Genomic DNA, 19,821 nt, shown 5'->3' on the forward strand with positions numbered 1-19,821 from the left:
TGTTTGATGAGTAGAGTTGTAATCACAGGAATGGGTGCAGTAACACCTGTTGGAAATGATGTTGAAACATTTGTTGCAAACATTTTTTCCGGTAAGATTGGTTTTGGTAAAATTACAAAGTTTGATGCATCAGAGACGGGAATAACAATTGCTGCTGAAGTCAAGGATTTTGATCCTACATTGAGAGTTGGGAAAAAGCCGGCCAAAAGAATGGATTTATTTTCTCAGTATGCTGTTGATAGTGCAATTGCTGCTGTTGAGCAGGCTGGAATTGATGAAACGAATACTGATTCATTTGACATGGGTGTTATCTATGGTTCTGGTATAGGTGGATTGACTACTATTCAAGAACAGGTAACTAAAATGAATGAAAAAGGGCCACAAAGAGTTTCACCACTTTTTGTTCCGACTTCAATTGTTAATATGGCTGCAGGTAATATTGCATTGCGTTTTAAGGCTAAGAATATCTGTACAGCGGTTGTAACAGCTTGTTCTTCAGGAACAAACGCAATTGGTGAAGCTTTCCGCCAAATTCGTGAAGGCCGTGCACAAGTAATGTTAGCAGGTGGATCAGAAGCTTCAGTTAATGAGATTGGAATTGCTGGTTTTGCTGCCTTAACAGCCTTGTCAAAAGAAACTGATCCAACACGTGCTTCGATACCTTTTGATGTTGATCGCTCAGGCTTTGTAATGGGTGAAGGTGCAGCTACTTTGGTCTTAGAAAGTTTAGAACATGCACAAAAGCGTGGAGCTAAAATTTACGGTGAGATTGTTGGTTACGGCAGCACATGTGATGCTTTCCATATGACTTCTCCTGATCCAACAGGTGAGGGTGCAGCTAGGGCAATGCAACAAGCAATTACTGAAGCAGGTGTGACACCTGAAGCTGTTGGTTATATTAACGCTCATGGAACTGCCACACATGCAAATGATGTGGGAGAATCTGTTGCAATCAATCGTGTTTTTGGTGAGGATAGCAAAGTTAAAGTAAGTAGTACTAAAAGTATGACAGGCCATTTATTAGGGGCTGCAGGTGCACTTGAAGCAGTCATAACCTTGGCAGCACTTGAAAAAGGTAAACTACCAGTTAACGTTGGGTTGAAGACACAAGATCCCGAATGCCATGTTAATGTAGTTACTGAAAATCAACAAGAGGCGCCAGAACTTGAATACGCAATTAGTAATTCACTAGGTTTTGGTGGTCACAACGCTGTTTTGGCATTTAGAAAATGGAGTGAATAAGTTTGGACTTTATTGAAATACAAAAATTAATATCTGATTTTAATGATTCACCAATGCGTGAACTTGAGATTGAAACAGAAGGTTTAAAACTGAAATTAAGCAAAAATGAATTATCTACAAAGATGGTTCAACAGTTGCAACCGAATGTAAAACCTCAGCGAGAATCTAAAAAAGCAGAGCAAGACTCCACACAAACATCTCAAAATCAAACAGTTCCAACTCCGGGGTTGACAATTGATGCGCCAATGGTTGGGAGTGTTTATTTACAGCCAGAACCTTCAAAACCGACATTTGTAAAGGTCGGCTCGGCGGTTAAAAAAGGTGACGTTGTTTGTGTCATCGAAGCAATGAAAATGATGACGGAAATCAAAAGCGATGTCACTGGAGTTGTTAAGGAAGTTCTTGTTAAAAATGAAGAACTCGTTGAGTTTGGGCAACCACTTTTTAGAATTGAGGAGAATTAAAGATGGTATTAGATGTTACTGAGATTCAAAAAATTATTCCGCATCGTTATCCAATGCTTTTAATTGATCGTGTCGATGAATTGGTTCCAGGAGAATCTGCAATAGCACGACGCAATGTTACAGCACACGAAGAGGTCTTCAATGGCCACTTTCCTGGTAATCCAGTTATGCCAGGTGTCTTGATTGTCGAGGCACTTGCACAAACTGGTGCAGTAGCGTTGTTATCTTTACCTGAATTTAAGGGTAAGACAGCTTATTTTGGAGGAATCAAAAATGCTAAGTTCAGGAAGGTAGTTCGTCCTGGCGATACAATGATTCTTGAAGTTAAGCTAGATAAAATCCGAAATAATGTTGGTCTTGGGAAAGCATTGGCGACAGTTGACGGTCAAAAAGTCTGCTCAGCTGAACTGACTTTTATGATTGGTTAAGGTAGGGTGATTTGATGTTTAAAAAAGTCTTGGTTGCTAATCGTGGCGAAATAGCGGTGCGAATAATCCGTTCATTGAAGGAAATGGGAATAAAGTCTGTTGCAATTTATTCGGATGTTGATCGTGAAAGTTTGCATGTCCAATTAGCAGATGAAGCAGTTTGTGTTGGAACTGCAAAAGCTCAGAATTCATATTTGAATATGAAAAACATTTTGAGTGCTGCTGTGGGAACTGGAGCCGAGGCGATTCATCCAGGCTTTGGTTTCTTGTCAGAAAATAGTCGATTTGTTGAAATGTGTGAAGCATGTGGAATAGTATTTATTGGACCAAAATCAGAGACAATTGATTTAATGGGAAATAAAGCAAATGCACGTGAACAAATGCGATTGAGCGGAGTCCCAGTCATTCCAGGTAGCGAAGGTTTTATATCTGATGTAGAAGAAGCTCAAAAGGTTGCTTTAAAAGTTGGATATCCCGTGATGTTGAAAGCAGCAGCAGGTGGTGGTGGCAAGGGAATTAGGCGTGTTGCAACCCCTGACGATCTTGGCAAAGCTTTTGTTGAAGCTCAACAAGAAGCACTGGGTTCATTTGGTGATAATCGAATGTACTTAGAGAAGATCATGGAAAATGTAAAACACATTGAGGTTCAAATCTTCCGTGATCAACAAGGCAATGCGGTATTCTTTCCAGAAAGAGATTGTTCATTGCAAAGAAATAAGCAAAAGATGATCGAGGAGAGCCCATGCGATTTAGTTTCTGCAAAACAAAGAGAATTCTTGGGAGAAATTTCAATTAAAGCAGCCAATGCAATTGGCTATATCAATACGGGTACTTTGGAATATTTAATGGATGAGGAACATAATTTCTATTTCATGGAGATGAATACACGTATTCAAGTTGAACATACTGTGACAGAAATGGTAACTGGAATTGATTTAGTTAAGGTTCAGTTACAGGTCGCAGCAGGTGAAGAATTACCGTTTGAACAAAGCGATATTAATTGTCTCGGTCATGCGATTGAATGCCGAATTAATGCAGAAGATCCTGCAAATGGCTTTGCACCTTCAGTTGGTAAAGTTTCATATCTTTATATTCCAGTTGGGAATCTTGGGATGAGAATTGATTCTGCACTTTATGCAGGTGCAATGATTTCACCTTTTTACGATTCAATGATTGCCAAAGTCGTTGCACATGGAAAAGATCGAAGTGAAGCAATTGCCAAGATGAAGCGTCTATTAAATGAATTGGTTCTTGATGGGATCAAGACAAATCAGCAGTTTCATTTAGCAGTTTTATCAGATAAAAACTTTGTGCAAAATAAATTTACAACGGAATATTTGGAAAAAGAATTTATGAAGGTATGGAAGGGAGACAAGTAGAGTATGCAACTGTTCAATGAATTAAAGACACTTGGTCAGCAGCATATTAAAGCTGATAAAAAAGCTGGTGAACGTGTTCCTTCTGGATTGTGGATAGCTTGTCCTAAGTGTCATCAATCTTTATACCATAAGGATCTTGGAGTATTTCAAGTATGTCCAAATTGTGAATATGGTTTTAGAATTACAGCAAGAGAGAGAATTTCTTGGTTAGCCGACGATTTTGCAGAAATCGATGCGGAAATGCGAACTACTGATCCGTTGAATTTTCCTGGTTATGACAAGAAGCTAGAAAAGGGCCGTAAGGATACCGGATTAAACGATTCTATTCTGACAGGAACTGCAAAAATTAATGCTACGGAATTTGCTTTAGGAATAATGGATCCGAACTTTATAATGGGATCTATGGGAACAGTTACTGGAGAGAAAATTACCCATTTGTTTGAATATGCATTGAAAAAAAGATTACCTGTTGTCTTGTTTACTGCTTCTGGCGGTGCAAGAATGCAAGAAGGAATTCTTTCGTTGATGCAAATGGCAAAAATTTCAGCCGCCATAAAGCGTCACTCTAACGAAGGATTGCTTTATATTACGGTGCTGACTGATCCAACAACTGGTGGTGTAACAGCCAGCTTTGCGATGCAAGGCGATATTATTTTGTCTGAACCAAGAGCTCTAATCGGCTTTGCCGGAAAAAGAGTAATTGAGCAGACCATTCATCAAAAAGTTCCAAATAATCTGCAAGATGCTGAGACAGTGTTGGAACATGGATTCATCGACGGAATTGTCCAACGGAAAGACTTAAAGCAAAAGTTAGAGTGGCTAATAAGTTCTCACATTGAAGGGGGATTGACTAATGGTTAATATCCTAGATAGAAAAAAGACTGCTGCACAAATAGTTGCTGGTGCACGTAATCAAGAGAAAATGTCAGCTTATGATTTAATCAATGGTATTTTTGATAATTTTTTTGAGTTGCATGGTGACCGACTTTCAGGTGATGATGCTGCGATTGTTGGTGGCATCGCAACACTGTCTGGAAAACCTGTAACTGTAATTGGAACTAATAAAGGTGAAAGTGCACAAGAACGGATGCTAACTCATTTTGGGTGTCCCCAACCTTCTGGTTATCGAAAATCATTACGGCTAATAAAACAAGCCGAAAAATTTGGACGACCAGTTTTTATTTTTGTAAATACGGCAGGTGCTTATCCAGGAAAATCGGCTGAAGAAAATGGTCAAGGAGAAGCACTTGCTCGCAACTTACTAGAAATTAGTGATGTAAAAGTACCAATTATTTCAGTAATTTATGGTGAAGGTGGTAGTGGTGGAGCTCTCGCATTAGCTTGTGGAGATTCAGTCTGGATGGTCGAAAACAGTATGTATTCAGTATTATCTCCTGAAGGATTTGCTGCAATTTTGTGGAAGGATAGCAAACGTGCTGATGAAGCTGCAGAAGTGATGCAACTTACTCCTGAAAAGCTGCTTGCACAGAAGATTATTGAAGGTATTATTCCAGAGTCACATTCTCATAAAAGAGTATGCCGAGCTATTAAAAAAACAATTGAGCAAGAAATGAAAGAATTAGTGAAATTGTCCCCAGATGAATTACTTGTGAGAAGATATGAGAGATTTAGAAAGTTTTAGATGGTAAGTGGAGGTATAAAATTGGAAAAGTTACTTAGTGGTAAAAAGATATTAATAATGGGGGTTGCAAATAAGCGCAGTATTGCATGGGGTTGTGCCCAAGCAATGCTTGATAATGGTGCAGAACTGATATTTACATATCAGAATGCACGACTCAAAAAGAGCTTATTACGACTTATTTCAGATGAAGAACGTTTAGTTGAATGTGATGTTTCAAGCGATGACAGTATCAAAAATGCTTTTGAGATAATCAAAGAAAAATTTGGTAAGATTGATGGAATTGTCCATGCAATTGCATATGCAAATAAGGATGAACTTGCTGGCGATATCATGAATTCTAGTCGTGAAGGATATGCATTAGCCCAAGATATCTCTGCATTTTCATTAATTGCTGTAGCAAAATATGGAATTGAAATTCTTAATAACCCAGCAAGTATTGTTACTTTAACGTACTTTGGTTCAGAACGTGCTATTCCTAACTATAATGTGATGGGAGTTGCCAAGGCAGCACTTGAAGCTAGTGTACGTTACCTTGCACGTGATATGGGTAAGTATGGCGTTCGTGTCAATGCAATCTCAGCAGGGGCAATTAAGACACTTGCAGTTACCGGAGTGAAGGACCATGGTGATTTGTTACGCATTTCTGAAGAAAGAACTGTCGATGGTAAGTCCGTAACTACTAGTGAAGTTGGTGGAACTGCAGCATTCTTGGTCAGTGATCTTTCAACAGGTGTAGTTGGAGATGTGATTTACGTCGATAAGGGAGTACATCTTATTTAATTTGCTAATCTAAAAAGTTGCTGAACACTTGTTTTATCAAAAAATTGCAAGTACACTATTAACAGGATGCAACAAGTATAGATGAAAGCGGTGCTAGCTATTATGGAAATTGAACAAAAAGCGCTCTTTGTTATTTTTGGTGGAACAGGTGATCTTGCCAAACGTAAGCTTTATCCTTCACTTTTTCAATTGTACAAAAAAGGAATTTTACAAGATAATTTTGCAGTAATTGGCACTGCTAGGCGGCCATGGACTGATGAACATTTACAAGAAGTTGTAAGGACATCAATTGCAAGTAATGATGAATCGCAAAAACAAATTGATGAATTTGTAAGACATTTCTATTATCAATCACACAATGTTAATGATACAGAGCATTATGTAACTCTACGCGAATTGGCAGAAAAATTGGACTTAAAGTATCAAATTAATGGTAACCGTCTATTTTATCTGGCTATGTCTCCGCGTTTCTTTGGAACAATTGCACAGCACTTAAAGTCACAGAATATTGTGACAGATGAGGGATATAATCGAGTAATAGTTGAAAAACCATTCGGACGTGATTTTGAATCCGCAAAAGAACTGAATGATTCAATTAGTAAATACTTCCCAGAAGAAGCTTTTTTTAGGATTGATCATTATCTAGGCAAAGAAATGATTCAGAACATAATGGCACTGCGCTTTAGCAATAATTTATTCAGAGCTGTATGGAATAATCGCTATATAGATAATATCCAAATTACTTTAAGTGAAGCATTAGGTGTCGAGGAACGTGCAGGGTATTATGAGACGGCAGGAGCATTAAGAGATATGGTGCAGAATCATATTCTTCAAATCGTTTCCTTGCTTACAATGAATATGCCTGCTTCTTATTCGGAGTCTGATATTCGACGTGAGAAGATATATGCGCTTAAGTCACTGAAAAAGTATTCTCCTGCAAAGGTAGCTGAAAATTTTGTTAGAGCACAATATATTGGCAATGATGGACAAGTAGGATATCTACAAGAAAATGAAATTGCAGATGATTCAACCACAGAAACATTTGTTGCAGGCAAGCTTTTTGTCAACAATGAGAATTTTTCAGGTGTTCCGATTTACATCAGAACTGGTAAGCGTCTTACTCAAAAAACGACTAGAATAGATATTTCGTTCAAAGAAATGGAAACTAGTTTTTTTGACTCTAAAAAGCTTGGTCGCAATATTTTGACAATCAACGTTGAACCTGAGGGTCAGGTCTATTTGCAGACTAATATAAAGAAAATTGGTCAAGGCTTCGATTTGAAACCTAGTCGAATGGACCTACAGCTTAATAATGAAAATGAAGTTGTGCCAGAAGCATATGAAAAACTATTGTTGGATGCATTACTTGGAGATGCAACTAATTTTGCCCACTGGGAAGAAGTAGCTTATGCTTGGAAGTTTGTTGATTCTATTCGTGAAGCTTGGGATGCAGGTAATGGAGATTTGTCTGAGTACAAATGTGGCTCAATGGGGCCAAAAGAATCAGAAGATTTATTGAAACACGATGGAAACCACTGGGTATTCACCGGTGAATAAATAACTGAGTAGTGTGCCATAAGTTGGAAAATTTGAGTCTTAATTCGAAATTGCGAACATAGCGAGTAATTTGCTATGAGTAATTCGAGCTAAACGAAGAATTTAGACTTATGAAACGCATTTATCAGAAATAAATAAAAAGATGGGTCAAAATTTATTTGGCCCGTCTTTTTTATTTATTTGTAATCGAACGCTTGTTCCTGTATTATTTATAGTAAGATAAGATAGGAAAGATGGATGTTTTATGGTTGAACAACGGAAAATAATTCATGTTGATATGGATGCTTTTTACGCATCCATTGAAATGAGAGATAATCCTAAAATTAGAGAAAAAGCAGTTGTTATCGCAAAAAATCCTAGGCATACAGGAGGAAAGGGCGTTGTGGCAACTGCTAATTACATTGCACGGAGTAAGGGAATACATTCTGCAATGAGTGCACAACAAGCAATGGAATTATGTCCAGAAGCCATATTTGTGAAACCAGATTTTAAAAAATATCGGGCAGTTTCAGCTCAAATTCATGAGATATTTCACGAATATACAGATATAATTGAACCAATTGCCTTTGATGAAGCGTACCTTGATGTGACACAAAATAAAAAAGAAATCCATAATCCTTTAATTATTGCAAGAATGCTACAACAAGAAATATTTTCAAAAACCCATTTGACATCATCTACGGGAATTTCATACAATAAATTTCTTGCGAAAATGGCTTCTGATTACCATAAACCTGTGGGAACAACTTTAATTAGAGAAGAAGATGTACTATCTTTTTTGGCGCCTTTACCAATTGAAAAGTTTCGTGGTGTTGGGGTTAAGACAGCTAAAAAAATGCATGAGTTAGCTATTAATACAGGATTGGATTTACTAAAAAAGAGTGAGCTTGAGTTAATTGCGAATTTTGGAAAAATGGGAGAAGCATTTTTCCAACATGTCCGTGGAATTGATGAACGTCCTGTTGAGTGGAAAAGAGAGCGTAAGTCAATGGGAAATGAACGAACCTTTGCTCAGGCGTTAAAGAGTACTACCGAAGTTGAAGAAATGTTCAAATATTTAACAAATCTTTTAATTGACCAGCTGAGCAGGCGGCAACTACATGGTAAGACAATCGTGATAAAAGTTCGAAATAGTAATTTTGAAACTGTAACTAAAAGGCGAACCTTAGACAACTTTTATCAAAACAATCAAGAAACTTTAGTTTTTCATGCTTTACAATTATTTGATGAGGTTCAAAGTGAAGTTGATGTTCGACTACTGGGGCTAACTATGACAAATCTAGCACCCTTGCAATTTGAAAATATTGAATTGCCATTATGGCAGATGTGACCTATTTTGTATTTATCTGATTTTATCGGTATACTAAGGATATTAAAGTTTTTTTGATAAGGGGAGATATCAAATGCAGATTGTATGGCACGGACATTCTATTATTGAAATAATTACAGCAAATGAAACGAATATTTTAATTGATCCTTTTATTACTGGAAATGATTTGACTGACTTAAAGATCGCTGATTGTCATCCAGATTATATTCTTGTGACTCATGCTCATTATGATCATGTTGGTGATACTATAGAGATTGCAAAAAAAACGGGTGCACAGGTGATAGCAATCACAGATTTAGCAGCTTACTTGGGTGAACAAGGAGTTACAGCAGAAGGATTGAATTTTGGTGGCTCATATCAAACTGATTTCGGTAAGTTCAAGTTAGTTCCTGCTTGGCATACTGCAGCATTGCCAGTTGGAGATAAGGCCCCACGAACACTGGGTGTAGCCGCTGGATTTGAGATGCACATAGATGGTAAAGTCTTGTATAATTCGGGTGATACTGCATTATTTTCAGATATGAAGCTGATTAATCACGGTAAAGGGGTTGATGTAGCCTTTCTTCCGATTGGAGATCATTTTACAATGGGAATTGAAGATGCTGTGATTGCTGCAGATTTTGTAAAAGCAAAACATGTTTTACCAATTCATTTCAACACTTTTCCTGCTATTAAGCAAGATCCAACAGAGTATCTTGAGCAACTAGAAGATGGTGTTGGAATATCTGTTGCAATTGGTGAGAGTTTTGAAATTTAAGGAGAATTAGAATGACAGTAGAACAAAAAATATTAGCAAAAATCGAGGAATTTGACACGATTATTATTCATCGTCATCAAAGACCCGATCCTGATGCGTATGGGTCTCAATGCGGGTTGGCCGCTATCTTGAGAGCAAACTTTCCACAAAAGAAAGTTTATCAAGTTGGAGAAAAAGTCCATGGGTTAGCGTGGATTGCTGAGCCAGAGGAAATCGCTGATGAAGTATATCGAGATGCACTAGTGATTGTAACTGATACTGCAAATCAACCACGAGTTGATGACCAACGCTATTTAAGTGGAAAAGCTCTAATCAAGATTGATCATCATCCTAATGAGGATCCATATGGAGATCCTTGCTGGGTTAAGACAGATGCATCAAGTTGTTCAGAAATTATTGTAGATTTTGCAAATGCAAATAATTTAGTGATACCAGACGAAGCAGCAAGAATGCTTTATGCTGGTATAATTGGTGATACTGGGCGATTTATGTATGATGCTACGACGTCGCATACATTGAATGTTGCTGCCCAATTAATTGAGCACAATTTCGATGCTGCGCAGATTAATCGTCGACTTGACAGTATTGAATTGCCGGTTGCCAGATTAGCTGCTTATGTTTATGAAAATATGGAATTTACTGAACATGGTGCAGCCTATATTATTTTGACTAGCGAAGTTATGAAACAATTTAATCTGAAGGATGCAAGCACCGCACCGATTGTTCCATTGATTGGAAAAGTTGTAGGTGTAAAGTGTTGGACGATACTTGTACAGCAAAAAGATGGATCATTTAGATTACGGATTCGCTCTAAAGCACCAATTATTAATGAGTTGGCAAAAGAATATGGTGGCGGCGGTCATCCACTAGCTAGTGGCGCATTTATGCATGATGATCAGCAAATTCCCGAGTATATAAAGAAACTTGACGCGATTGCAGAAAGTTACAATGGAGAAGATTAATGAAAGAAACATTTGAACAATTCGGTTTTAATGAGTATATCAACAAGGCTTTAAAGAAAATAAATTTTGACACACCAACAGAAGTTCAACAGCGGTTAATTCCGTTGATAAAAGAAGGAAGAAGTGTAGTTGGACAATCACAGACTGGAAGTGGGAAAACACATACTTTCTTGTTACCAATTATTAATGCTATTAATTCTTCTGTTGCAGAAGTCCAAGCAGTTATTACGACACCTAGTCGTGAGCTAGCATATCAGATATATGAAGCAACAAAGCAAATTATAGAAGAATATCCTGCTCAAGAGCTTTCTGCGGCTAATTATGTTGGTGGAACTGATAAGCAACGACAGATTGACAAGTTAAAACATCGGCAGCCACAAATTGTAATTGGAACACCTGGCCGTGTACTTGATTTGGTGAAGAATGGTGCACTAGACATTCATAAGGCCCATTTCCTTGTAGTGGATGAAGCTGATATGACCCTTGACTTGGGTTTCTTAAAGGAAGTTGATGCAATTGCTTCAACACTGCCAACTGATTTACAGATGCTGGTTTTTTCAGCAACTATTCCAGAGAAACTAAAACCTTTTTTGAAGAAGTATATGCAGTCCCCAGTTGTAGAAGTTGTTGAGAATAAAAATGTAATTAGTCCAACAATTGACAATTGGTTGTTATCAACCAAAGGTAGAGACCGCAATGGGATAATTTACAAATTATTAACGATGGGACAGCCCTATTTGGCTTTAGTTTTCACTAACACGAAAACAAGAGCGGATGAGTTGACGGATTATCTGCGTGCTCAAGGGTTGAAAGTAGCCAAAATTCATGGTGGAATTGAACCTCGTGAGAGAAAACGAGTAATGCGAGATGTCCAAAATCTTGACTATCAATATGTTGTTGCAACCGATCTTGCAGCACGTGGAATTGATATTGAAGGAGTATCACATATTATTAATGATGATATTCCAGACGATTTAGAGTTTTTCATTCATCGTGTCGGAAGAACTGGTCGAAATGGAATGAGCGGAATTGCGATTACCTTATATGCACCAAGTGATGATGAAAAAATTGCTGAACTTGAGGAATTGGGTGTGAAATTCAAACCTAAAGCAATTAAGAATGATGAAGTTGTTGATTCTTATGACCGGGATCGGCGTGAAAAACGTCATGTTAAGAAGGACAGACTTGATGGTAAGCTTGTTGGAATGGTAAAAAAGGAAAAGAAGAAGAAAAAGCCTGGGTATAAAAATAAAATTAAACGTGCAATTAAAAGGCAAGAACAGCAAGATCGAAAAATTACAAGAAGACAGAAAACACGTGAAGAACGAAAGAAACACTGATTGACTTTTTTTTGCAGATTAGCTATACTTTTAGTGTTTCAGGATATGTTTATAATTATTTTAGTTTTTAGAGAGAGTTCATTGTAGGTGAAAGAACTCAGCTAATAATTTAAATGCTCCCTGGTATATGGTTCAGTAGCTATTTACGTTAACTCAACGTTATCGAGTCTAAAGAGGTAAACGACAAACATCGTTGCAAGTAAGGTGGTACCGCGCCAAGAGGCGTCCTTACTAGCAACGGTGTTTTTATTGTTTTTTTGAAAGGAAAGGGAAGAAATGAAGCAATTATCAAGTGCACAAATTCGACAAATGTATTTAGACTTCTTTAAGAGTAAGGGACATAAGGTAATGCAAAGTGCCCCACTTGTTCCACATGATGATCCAACCTTACTTTGGATTAATTCTGGAGTTGCGACTATGAAGAAGTTTTTTGATGGTTCTGTAGTTCCAGATAATCCTAGAATTACTAGTTCACAAAAAAGTATTAGAACAAATGATATTGAAAATGTTGGTCATACTGCTAGACATCATACGTTATTTGAAATGTTAGGTAACTTTTCAGTTGGAGATTATTTTAAAGAAGAAGCAATTACTTGGGCTTGGGAATTATTAACTAGTCCAAAGTGGTTTGGAATGGATTCAGAAAAGTTATATGTTACTGTCTATCCAAAGGATACTGAGGCAAAACGAATTTGGCTAGAAGAGGTTAAATTACCTAAAGATCATGTTTATGAAGTTGAGGATAACTTTTGGGATATTGGTGAAGGCCCCAGCGGACCAGATTCAGAAATTTTCTACGATCGTGGGCAAGAATTTAATAATCTGGCAGAAGATGATCCAGAGAATTATCCTGGTGGTGAGAATGAGCGTTACCTTGAAATCTGGAATATTGTCTTTTCAGAATTCAATCATAAACCAGATGGCACATATGAACCACTTCCACATAAAAATATTGATACGGGGATGGGACTAGAACGTGTTGTTTCTGTTTTCCAGAACGCAAGGACCAACTTTGAAACTGATTTATTCTTGCCTTTAATTGAGAAATCTGCAGAATTGGGTAATGGTGTAAAATATGGCGATTCTCCAGTGACCGACGTTTCATTTAAGGTTATTGCTGATCATATCCGTGCCGTGACTTTTGCAATCGGAGACGGAGCGTTGCCTTCAAATGAAGGACGAGGATATGTCATTAGAAGGCTGATTAGAAGAGCTGTAATGCATGGACAAAAGCTTGGAATTGATGAGGCATTTCTATATCGGTTAGTACCAATTGTTGGACAAATAATGAAGTCACATTATCCGGAAGTTCTTGAGCAATCTGAATATATCGCTAAGGTAGTAAGAATGGAAGAAGACCGCTTTAACGAGACATTGAAAGACGGTTTGCAGTTATTGAACGAAATGATTACAGCTGCAAAGGAAAAGGGAGCACACAAGCTCTCAGGCAAATTAGCCTTTAAACTTTATGATACTTATGGTTTTCCATTTGAACTAACAACTGAATATGCGCAAGATCAAGATTTCATAGTTGACGAGGTTGAATTTACTGAACAGATGAAGCAACAAAAAGAGCGTGCTCGTGCAGCTCGTAGTAATGCCAAGTCAATGGGTGTTCAAAATGGACTTCTGACCGATATTAAAACAGAAAGTAAGTATGTCGGGTACGAGAAATTAGTTACGAGCGGTATCTTGAAAAATATTATCGTTAATAATCAATTAGTTGATAAAGTTACCACTGGAACCGCCGATTTGATTTTCAGTGAGACACCTTTTTATGCCGAAATGGGTGGTCAGGTTGCTGATCAAGGGGTAATTATGAATAAGTCTGGTGTCGTGGTAGCAGAAGTTACAAATGTTCAACATGCACCAAATGGACAAAATATGCATACGGTAAAAATTCTTAGTCCATTAGCAGTCAACGAGGAGTACAAACTGATTGTTGACGAGACATTCCATAATAAGGTACGTAAGAATCATACAGCAACGCATTTGTTGGATCAGGCATTGCGGGATGTTTTAGGAGAACATACACACCAAGCAGGTTCACTAGTCGAACCAACTTATTTACGATTTGACTTCACAAATCTTGGGTCGGTAACTCCTGAAGACCTACAGAAAGTCGAACAGATTGTTAACGAAAAAATATGGGCTAATCTTGAAGTTAAGACCGTTGAGACAGATTTGGAATCAGCTAAGAAGATGGGTGCAATTGCCTTATTTGCTGAAAAATATGGTGACTTGGTACGTGTTGTAAAAATTGGCGATTATTCAATGGAATTTTGTGGAGGCAATCATGCTGTTAATACTGGCGAGCTTGGATTATTTAAGATAGTTGCCGAGTCTGGTGTTGGTGCTGGTGTTCGTCGAATTGAAGCTGTTACAGCGCGAGAAGCATTTGAGTTCTTAGAGCAAAAGAGCGATTTATTGCAAGATGTTGCTACTCAATTGAAGGTCACTCAAATTAAGGAAGTTCCACGAAAAGTAGAGGCTTTGCAGGCTGAAATTAAAAATCTGGAGCAACAAAGAAGCTCTTTAGAGGCCAAATTTGCAAACCAGCAAGCTGCCAATATCTTCAATGAAAGTGAAAATATTGGTGGATTGACGATAGTCGCTTCACAAGTTAAGGTATCCGGTATGGATCAACTACGTCAATTAGCAGATCAGTGGAAAGAAAAAAATGTTTCAGATGTCCTCGTTTTGGCGACAGCAACTGTTGAAAATAAAGTCAACTTGATTGTTGCAGCAACTCCAACTGCTATTAAAGCAGGCATAAAAGCTGGAGAGTTAATTAAGTCAATTTCACCACTTGTAGGTGGTGGTGGCGGTGGACGTCCTGATATGGCACAAGCTGGTGGGAAGAAACCAGAAGGAATCAGTAGTGCTTTGAAAGCAGCAAAGGATTATTTAACAAAATAGAAAAAGCTTAATTGTATAGCACATAGAGTAGTTGAGAAACTATAAGGATTAGCGTGTAAAAAGTGCCCCATATTATTAGACCCCTTTTGAGGTCTAATAATATGGGGCACTTTTTATAATTAAATAAACAACTAAATTCAAGGTTAATTAGCTAGAGTTGAGTTGTATTTATAAAGATAGATATTTAAAATTTATGCTCGTGGATAAGAGTGTTCTAGACGAGCATTATTTTTAAGTTCTTTAATATCAGTCACTCCAGCAAGAAGCATTGTATTTAATAGTTCAGTACGAAGTTGTTCTAAAACAGATGTCACACCCCTAGCGCCGCCAAAGTGAAGACCATAAAGTGGGGCACGACCAACAGCAACTAAATCGGCTCCAAGAGCAAGAGCTTTGAAAACGTGCTGTCCACGTCTGATACCACTATCAAAAACAATTGGAACCCGTTTATTTACTGCTTCGACAATTTCTGGAAGAGCTTTAATAGTTGAACGAATGCCATCTAGTTGACGTCCTCCTGTATTTGAAATCCAGATACCGTCTGCGCCATTTTCAATCGCTCGAATTGCATCTGCACCAGACTGAATACCTTTGACCAGAACAGGTAAACCAGTTTGTTCTTTAATCTTAGCGATTTCCTCTGGATTAATATCCCTTTTACGATTATTAACTTTTAAAATATCAAGGCCCGATGGATATTCAGGAAATGCAGCAAGTTGACGAAATGGTAAATCAGAATCAAAATCAAAATGATTACGAATATCGCGTTCTCTTCGACCAAAACTTGCTCCAAATACGCCAACTACGATAGCTTTTGCTCCTTGTCGAATAGCTTCATTTAATAGAAAATTATTTAAATTCTGATTTTGATCAAAGCTAAATTGATAAAACCAGGGAGCAGCAGACTCTGCTTCATGAATTGACTTTAATAATTCATTGCTAAATGTCGAAACTGTCATTAAACTGCCAGCATCAAATGTTCCTTTAAGTGTTCCTAATTCTGCGGTTGAATGTACTAAACCATGAGCCGCACTTGGTGAAACAATAATAGGTGTCTTTAACTTTATTCCAAAAATTTCTGTAGCAGTATTTCCCCGACTTTCATCAAGTCCACGGATAACACTTGGTACAATTTCCCAATTATCAAAATCACTAATATTATGCTGGAGTGTGTACTCGGAACCAGCACCGCCAATAATAAAATCAGCTTCCTTTTTATGATTAACTGCACTCATTGATTTTTCAAATTCTTTTTCTAAATCAGGAATATTAATAATTTCAAGTTCTTTTTCAATTGAGTTTGCATGATATGACATATTGACCACTCCTTTTAGCTTTAGTCAGTAATTAAATTATTAAGGTTTAAAATGGTTTGGAAAGAAATAGTAGTATGAGATAAAGTGCAATTTTTTAATAATTTTGTTATTTTTCTGAAATAAAAAAGCGGCTCTTGCTTATGCAAGGGACGCTTTAGCGTGGTACCACCCATATTCGTAACAAAACATATTACCTCAAAGACACAAAAATATCTGTAATTATAACGTATTTCAACGTATCTTGAGCTTGCACTCTTGATATGACTAAGGACTCATCTTCAAAAGTTCGTTTAATCTGTCCTTGCACCATACGACAGTCGCTTAAATTTACTAGAACAATCTACTCTTTCCATTCATGTCTTAATATTTAAATCACTAATTTTCTTTAGAGCTTATATTATTAGAAAAAAAATGTCAACTGAAAAAGAATGAATTTTTACAGATGATCCTATATCTAATTAAAATAAAAGAAAAACGTTTTAGGATGAAAACAGATAAAAAGGTTTTGTATTACTTTTTTTATTTTTTTCTTGACAAAAATAAAGATTCGATTAGAATAATATACATAGTTATTAATAATCGAATGAAAACATCTTGAAGGGTAGAGTACAGAATTGAGTTTCTAAGAGAGCTTCTGGTTGGTGTGAAGAAGCGAAACAAGATATTTTGGAAGATGGACTTGGAATGGTGGCGGTGATTTTTAAGCCGTTGACGTGGTTGCAGACGTTATACTTGCAAGATTGTTGTATAGTTTTCTAGAGGCTATACTACAGTTTACTGAGGTGATAATTTATTATCACGAACTAAGGTGGTACCACGAGTAACTCGTCCTTTTTATAGGACGGGTTTTTTATTTCGATTAAAAAAATATGGGGGATAGGAAGAAAAAAATAAGTTTGTTATAGAAATTATAGATTATACAAAATTGAAAAAAGAGGAGCATATTTAATTATGAAAAAGAAAAATATTATTATTTGGGCAATTGTAGCCATTGTAGTTATCATTGCAGGATATTTTAGTTTTGGTGGGGGACAAAAGAAAGCTTCAGGTAAGACAGTGACTATCGGAATTATGTCAGGTGTTAAGCAAGAGGATGCAATCTGGAAGACAGTTGCTAAAACGGCTAAGTCAAAATACAACATTACTTTGAAATTCAAGAAATTTACTGATTACTCACAGCCTAACAAGGCTTTGACAAATGGTGATGTTGACCTCAATGCCTTCCAACATTATGCATTCTTAAATGCCTGGAACAAGGCTAACAAAACGAATATCGTAGCAATCGGTAAAACGTTCATTACACCGATTCGTTTATACTCTAACAAGGTAAAAAATGTTAAGGATATTCCAGATGGTGCAACAATTGCAGTACCTAACGATGCAACAAATGAGTCAAGAGCTTTGTATCTCTTAAAGAATGCAGGTTTGATCACCTTAAAGAATGATACTGACTTGGCAACAATTAAGACAATTGCTAAGAACCCAAAGCATTTGCAGATCAAAGAATTAGATGCTAGTCAGACAGCACGTTCATTATCAGATGTAACTGCAGCAGTTATCAATACCAACTATGCACAGGCAGCAAAAATTGATTACAAATCTGCAATTTATGTAGAACCAGTTAACAAAGACTCAGAACAATGGATTAATGTTATTGCAGCTAATAAGAAGGACAAGAACAAACAAGAATACAAAGAAGTTGTTAAGGCTTATCAAACAGAAAAGACTAAACAAGTAATTAAGAAACAATATGGAACAGCAGAAATCACTGCATGGGACATTAAATTAAAATAATTACATTCGTTCGTAAGTAGGAGGCTAAGAATATATGGCTGTTGAAGCGATTAGATTAGAAAAGGTAAGTGTTACATTCACGCAAAAAAACAAGAAAGTTGATGCCGTTAAAGATGTAACCCTGCATGTTGAAAAAGGTGATATATACGGAATTGTGGGCTATTCAGGTGCAGGTAAGTCAACTTTAGTTCGTGTAATCAACTTGCTACAGCGTCCTACTTCCGGAAAAGTTGAAGTCAATGGTGAAACTTTGTATGAAAAAGATAGTTCTGGCGAGAAGATCATTAGTGACAAAAAGTTGCGTGAAAAAAGACGAAAAATAGGAATGATTTTCCAACACTTCAATCTGCTTAATGAACAGACTGTAATACAGAATGTTGCTTTTGCTTTAAAACACAGTAATTTGAAAGAAAAGAATATTTTAGAAAAATCAAAGAAGCTACTGGAACTTGTTGACTTAAGTGACAAGGCAGATGTGTATCCAGCACAGCTTTCAGGGGGACAACAACAACGTGTTGCGATTGCGAGAGCTCTGGCAAACGATCCAGATATTTTGATTTCAGATGAGGGAACTTCTGCACTTGATCCAAAAAATACTATTCAAATTCTTGATTTATTAAAAGAAATCAATGAGAAACTAGGGTTAACGGTTGTTTTAATTACACACGAGATGGACGCCGTTAAGCGAATTGCTAATAAAATAGCGGTTATGGAAGAAGGCCAAATTATTGAACGTGGTGACCTAATTTCAATCTTTACTGATGCTAAGGAGAAGCTGACACGCGAGTTTTTGGGTGGTGGTTCTGCAAAGGCGCTTGCAACTTTACAAGAATATGAACTTGGAAAGCTAGCTGAGGATGAACGATTGGTACAGCTCATTTATATGGGTTCAAAGGTTAGCGAACCAATTTTGGTTAAGCTCTATCGTGATTTTAATGTAGAGGCCAATATTATTTATAGTAATATTGAAGTTTTACGTGGGACCCCCATTGGAACACTTTTTGTTATTTTGAAGGGTAATAATGATAGTCGTAATAAAGCAATTACTTATTTAAAAGAACAAGGAGTTATTATCAAGGCTGTTAAAGAACAGGATGTGAAGAAGAATGGCTGATTTTTTTGCAAAATATTTGCCTAACGTTGTGTCTCAAGGATGGAGCGGTGATGGTGGCTGGTTGACTGCAATTGGCGAAACCTTTTATATGATTTTTTGGCCAGCAGTTTTTGGCGGCTTACTTGGATTATCGTTTGGAATTGGGTTAGTCTTAACCGACTCAGATGGAATTTTGCCAAATAAAACATTCTTTAGTATTTTTGACAAGATTGTTTCTTTCTTCAGAGCTATTCCTTTTATCATCTTACTGGCACTTATAGCTCCTGTAACCCATTTTCTTGTTGGAACACAAATTGGAACTCTTGGTGCCTTGGTTCCTTTATCATTAGGATTATTTCCATTTTATGCACGTCAAGTCCAAGTTGCTTTGAAAAGTGTTGATCATGGAATTATCGAAGCAGCTCAATCGATAGGTGCAACTTTTTGGGATTTGATTTTTGAAGTTTATCTTAGGGAAGCACGTTCCGAACTGATTCGGGTTACTACTGTAACGATGATTAGTTTGGTTGGTTTAACAGCGATGGCCGGTGCAGTTGGGGCTGGTGGACTTGGTAATATGGCAATTGCCTATGGTTATGGGCGCTTTGCAAATGATATTACATTTATAGCCACATTTTTGGTATTGGTAATTGTTTTGGCTATTCAGTTGTTAGGTGATTTTTTAGCCAAAGTCTTCAATCATAAATCAGTTTAATAAACTTGGTTATAATAAAACTAGAAATCAAAAAATATTAACTATTTTATATAAAGTGAGTTAAAATAAGAAAGAGTTGTGATCAGATTATTATTTGATCAGA

The 19,821-nt window shown here is 36.9% G+C and carries 17 protein-coding genes and 1 other annotated feature; of the genes, 16 read left to right on the forward strand and 1 reads right to left on the reverse strand.

What is annotated here, in order from left to right; all coding sequences use genetic code 11:
- The first annotated feature begins 6 nt into the window (after positions 1-6).
- The 13 genes from fabF (at position 7) to alaS (ending at position 14,800) form a co-directional block, all read left to right on the forward strand.
- Positions 7-1,242 (forward strand): beta-ketoacyl-ACP synthase II, encoded by a 1,236-nt coding sequence (fabF, locus tag G6O70_RS06315; protein WP_057868917.1) that lies wholly within the window; start codon positions 7-9, stop codon positions 1,240-1,242.
- Positions 1,243-1,244: 2 nt separating this feature from the next.
- Positions 1,245-1,706 (forward strand): acetyl-CoA carboxylase biotin carboxyl carrier protein, encoded by a 462-nt coding sequence (accB, locus tag G6O70_RS06320; protein WP_057868918.1) that lies wholly within the window; start codon positions 1,245-1,247, stop codon positions 1,704-1,706.
- 2 nt (positions 1,707-1,708) lie between these two features.
- Positions 1,709-2,134 (forward strand): 3-hydroxyacyl-ACP dehydratase FabZ, encoded by a 426-nt coding sequence (gene fabZ, locus G6O70_RS06325; protein WP_057868919.1) that lies wholly within the window; start codon positions 1,709-1,711, stop codon positions 2,132-2,134.
- Positions 2,135-2,148: 14 nt separating this feature from the next.
- Positions 2,149-3,513 carry an acetyl-CoA carboxylase biotin carboxylase subunit gene (gene accC, locus G6O70_RS06330; RefSeq protein ID WP_057868920.1) on the forward strand — a complete coding sequence of 455 codons (1,365 nt, stop codon included), beginning with the start codon at positions 2,149-2,151 and terminating at the stop codon, positions 3,511-3,513.
- 3 nt (positions 3,514-3,516) lie between these two features.
- Complete coding sequence (gene accD / locus G6O70_RS06335) at positions 3,517-4,374, forward strand: acetyl-CoA carboxylase, carboxyltransferase subunit beta (RefSeq protein WP_057868921.1); 858 nt, start codon at positions 3,517-3,519, stop codon at positions 4,372-4,374.
- The gene (gene accA, locus G6O70_RS06340; RefSeq protein WP_057868922.1) at positions 4,367-5,155 is read left to right on the forward strand and encodes an acetyl-CoA carboxylase carboxyltransferase subunit alpha; all 789 of its coding nucleotides are present in this window, start codon (positions 4,367-4,369) and stop codon (positions 5,153-5,155) included. Before accD ends, accA begins: the two co-directional genes overlap by 8 nt.
- A 21-nt stretch (positions 5,156-5,176) precedes the next feature.
- Positions 5,177-5,935: an enoyl-ACP reductase FabI gene (fabI, locus tag G6O70_RS06345; protein WP_083481875.1), complete on the forward strand. Its 759-nt coding sequence runs from the start codon at positions 5,177-5,179 to the stop codon at positions 5,933-5,935.
- 81 nt (positions 5,936-6,016) lie between these two features.
- Positions 6,017-7,492 (forward strand): glucose-6-phosphate dehydrogenase, encoded by a 1,476-nt coding sequence (zwf, locus tag G6O70_RS06350; protein ID WP_162255352.1) that lies wholly within the window; start codon positions 6,017-6,019, stop codon positions 7,490-7,492.
- 244 nt (positions 7,493-7,736) lie between these two features.
- Complete coding sequence (dinB, locus tag G6O70_RS06355) at positions 7,737-8,822, forward strand: DNA polymerase IV (protein WP_057868924.1); 1,086 nt, start codon at positions 7,737-7,739, stop codon at positions 8,820-8,822.
- A gap of 73 nt (positions 8,823-8,895) precedes the next feature.
- Complete coding sequence (locus tag G6O70_RS06360; protein WP_057868925.1) at positions 8,896-9,579, forward strand: metal-dependent hydrolase; 684 nt, start codon at positions 8,896-8,898, stop codon at positions 9,577-9,579.
- 11 nt (positions 9,580-9,590) lie between these two features.
- Complete coding sequence (locus G6O70_RS06365; protein ID WP_057868926.1) at positions 9,591-10,541, forward strand: DHH family phosphoesterase; 951 nt, start codon at positions 9,591-9,593, stop codon at positions 10,539-10,541.
- A complete protein-coding gene (locus G6O70_RS06370) occupies positions 10,541-11,881 on the forward strand; it encodes a DEAD/DEAH box helicase (RefSeq protein WP_057868927.1) in 1,341 nt (446 codons plus the stop codon). Before G6O70_RS06365 ends, G6O70_RS06370 begins: the two co-directional genes overlap by 1 nt.
- A gap of 276 nt (positions 11,882-12,157) precedes the next feature.
- A complete protein-coding gene (gene alaS, locus G6O70_RS06375; RefSeq protein ID WP_057868928.1) occupies positions 12,158-14,800 on the forward strand; it encodes an alanine--tRNA ligase in 2,643 nt (880 codons plus the stop codon).
- 191 nt (positions 14,801-14,991) lie between these two features.
- Here alaS and G6O70_RS06380 read toward each other — a convergent pair whose 3' ends face one another.
- Entirely contained in the window at positions 14,992-16,116 is a 1,125-nt protein-coding gene (locus tag G6O70_RS06380; protein ID WP_057868929.1) for an alpha-hydroxy-acid oxidizing protein, read from the reverse strand.
- Positions 16,117-16,701: 585 nt separating this feature from the next.
- Positions 16,702-16,952, forward strand: a binding site (T-box leader).
- A 115-nt stretch (positions 16,953-17,067) separates the two neighbouring features.
- Here G6O70_RS06380 and G6O70_RS06385 point away from each other — a divergent pair.
- The 3 genes from G6O70_RS06385 to G6O70_RS06395 are packed head-to-tail and all read left to right on the forward strand — an operon-like array spanning position 17,068 to position 19,718.
- Complete coding sequence (locus G6O70_RS06385; protein WP_057868930.1) at positions 17,068-17,910, forward strand: MetQ/NlpA family ABC transporter substrate-binding protein; 843 nt, start codon at positions 17,068-17,070, stop codon at positions 17,908-17,910.
- A gap of 34 nt (positions 17,911-17,944) precedes the next feature.
- Complete coding sequence (locus tag G6O70_RS06390) at positions 17,945-19,024, forward strand: methionine ABC transporter ATP-binding protein (RefSeq protein WP_057868931.1); 1,080 nt, start codon at positions 17,945-17,947, stop codon at positions 19,022-19,024.
- Entirely contained in the window at positions 19,017-19,718 is a 702-nt protein-coding gene (locus G6O70_RS06395) for a methionine ABC transporter permease (RefSeq protein WP_057868932.1), read from the forward strand. The genes G6O70_RS06390 and G6O70_RS06395 overlap by 8 nt, the downstream gene beginning before the upstream one ends.
- Positions 19,719-19,821 lie beyond the last annotated feature (103 nt).

The organism is Liquorilactobacillus hordei DSM 19519, assembly GCF_019443985.1.
GTDB classification, from domain to species: Bacteria; Bacillota; Bacilli; order Lactobacillales; family Lactobacillaceae; genus Liquorilactobacillus; species Liquorilactobacillus hordei.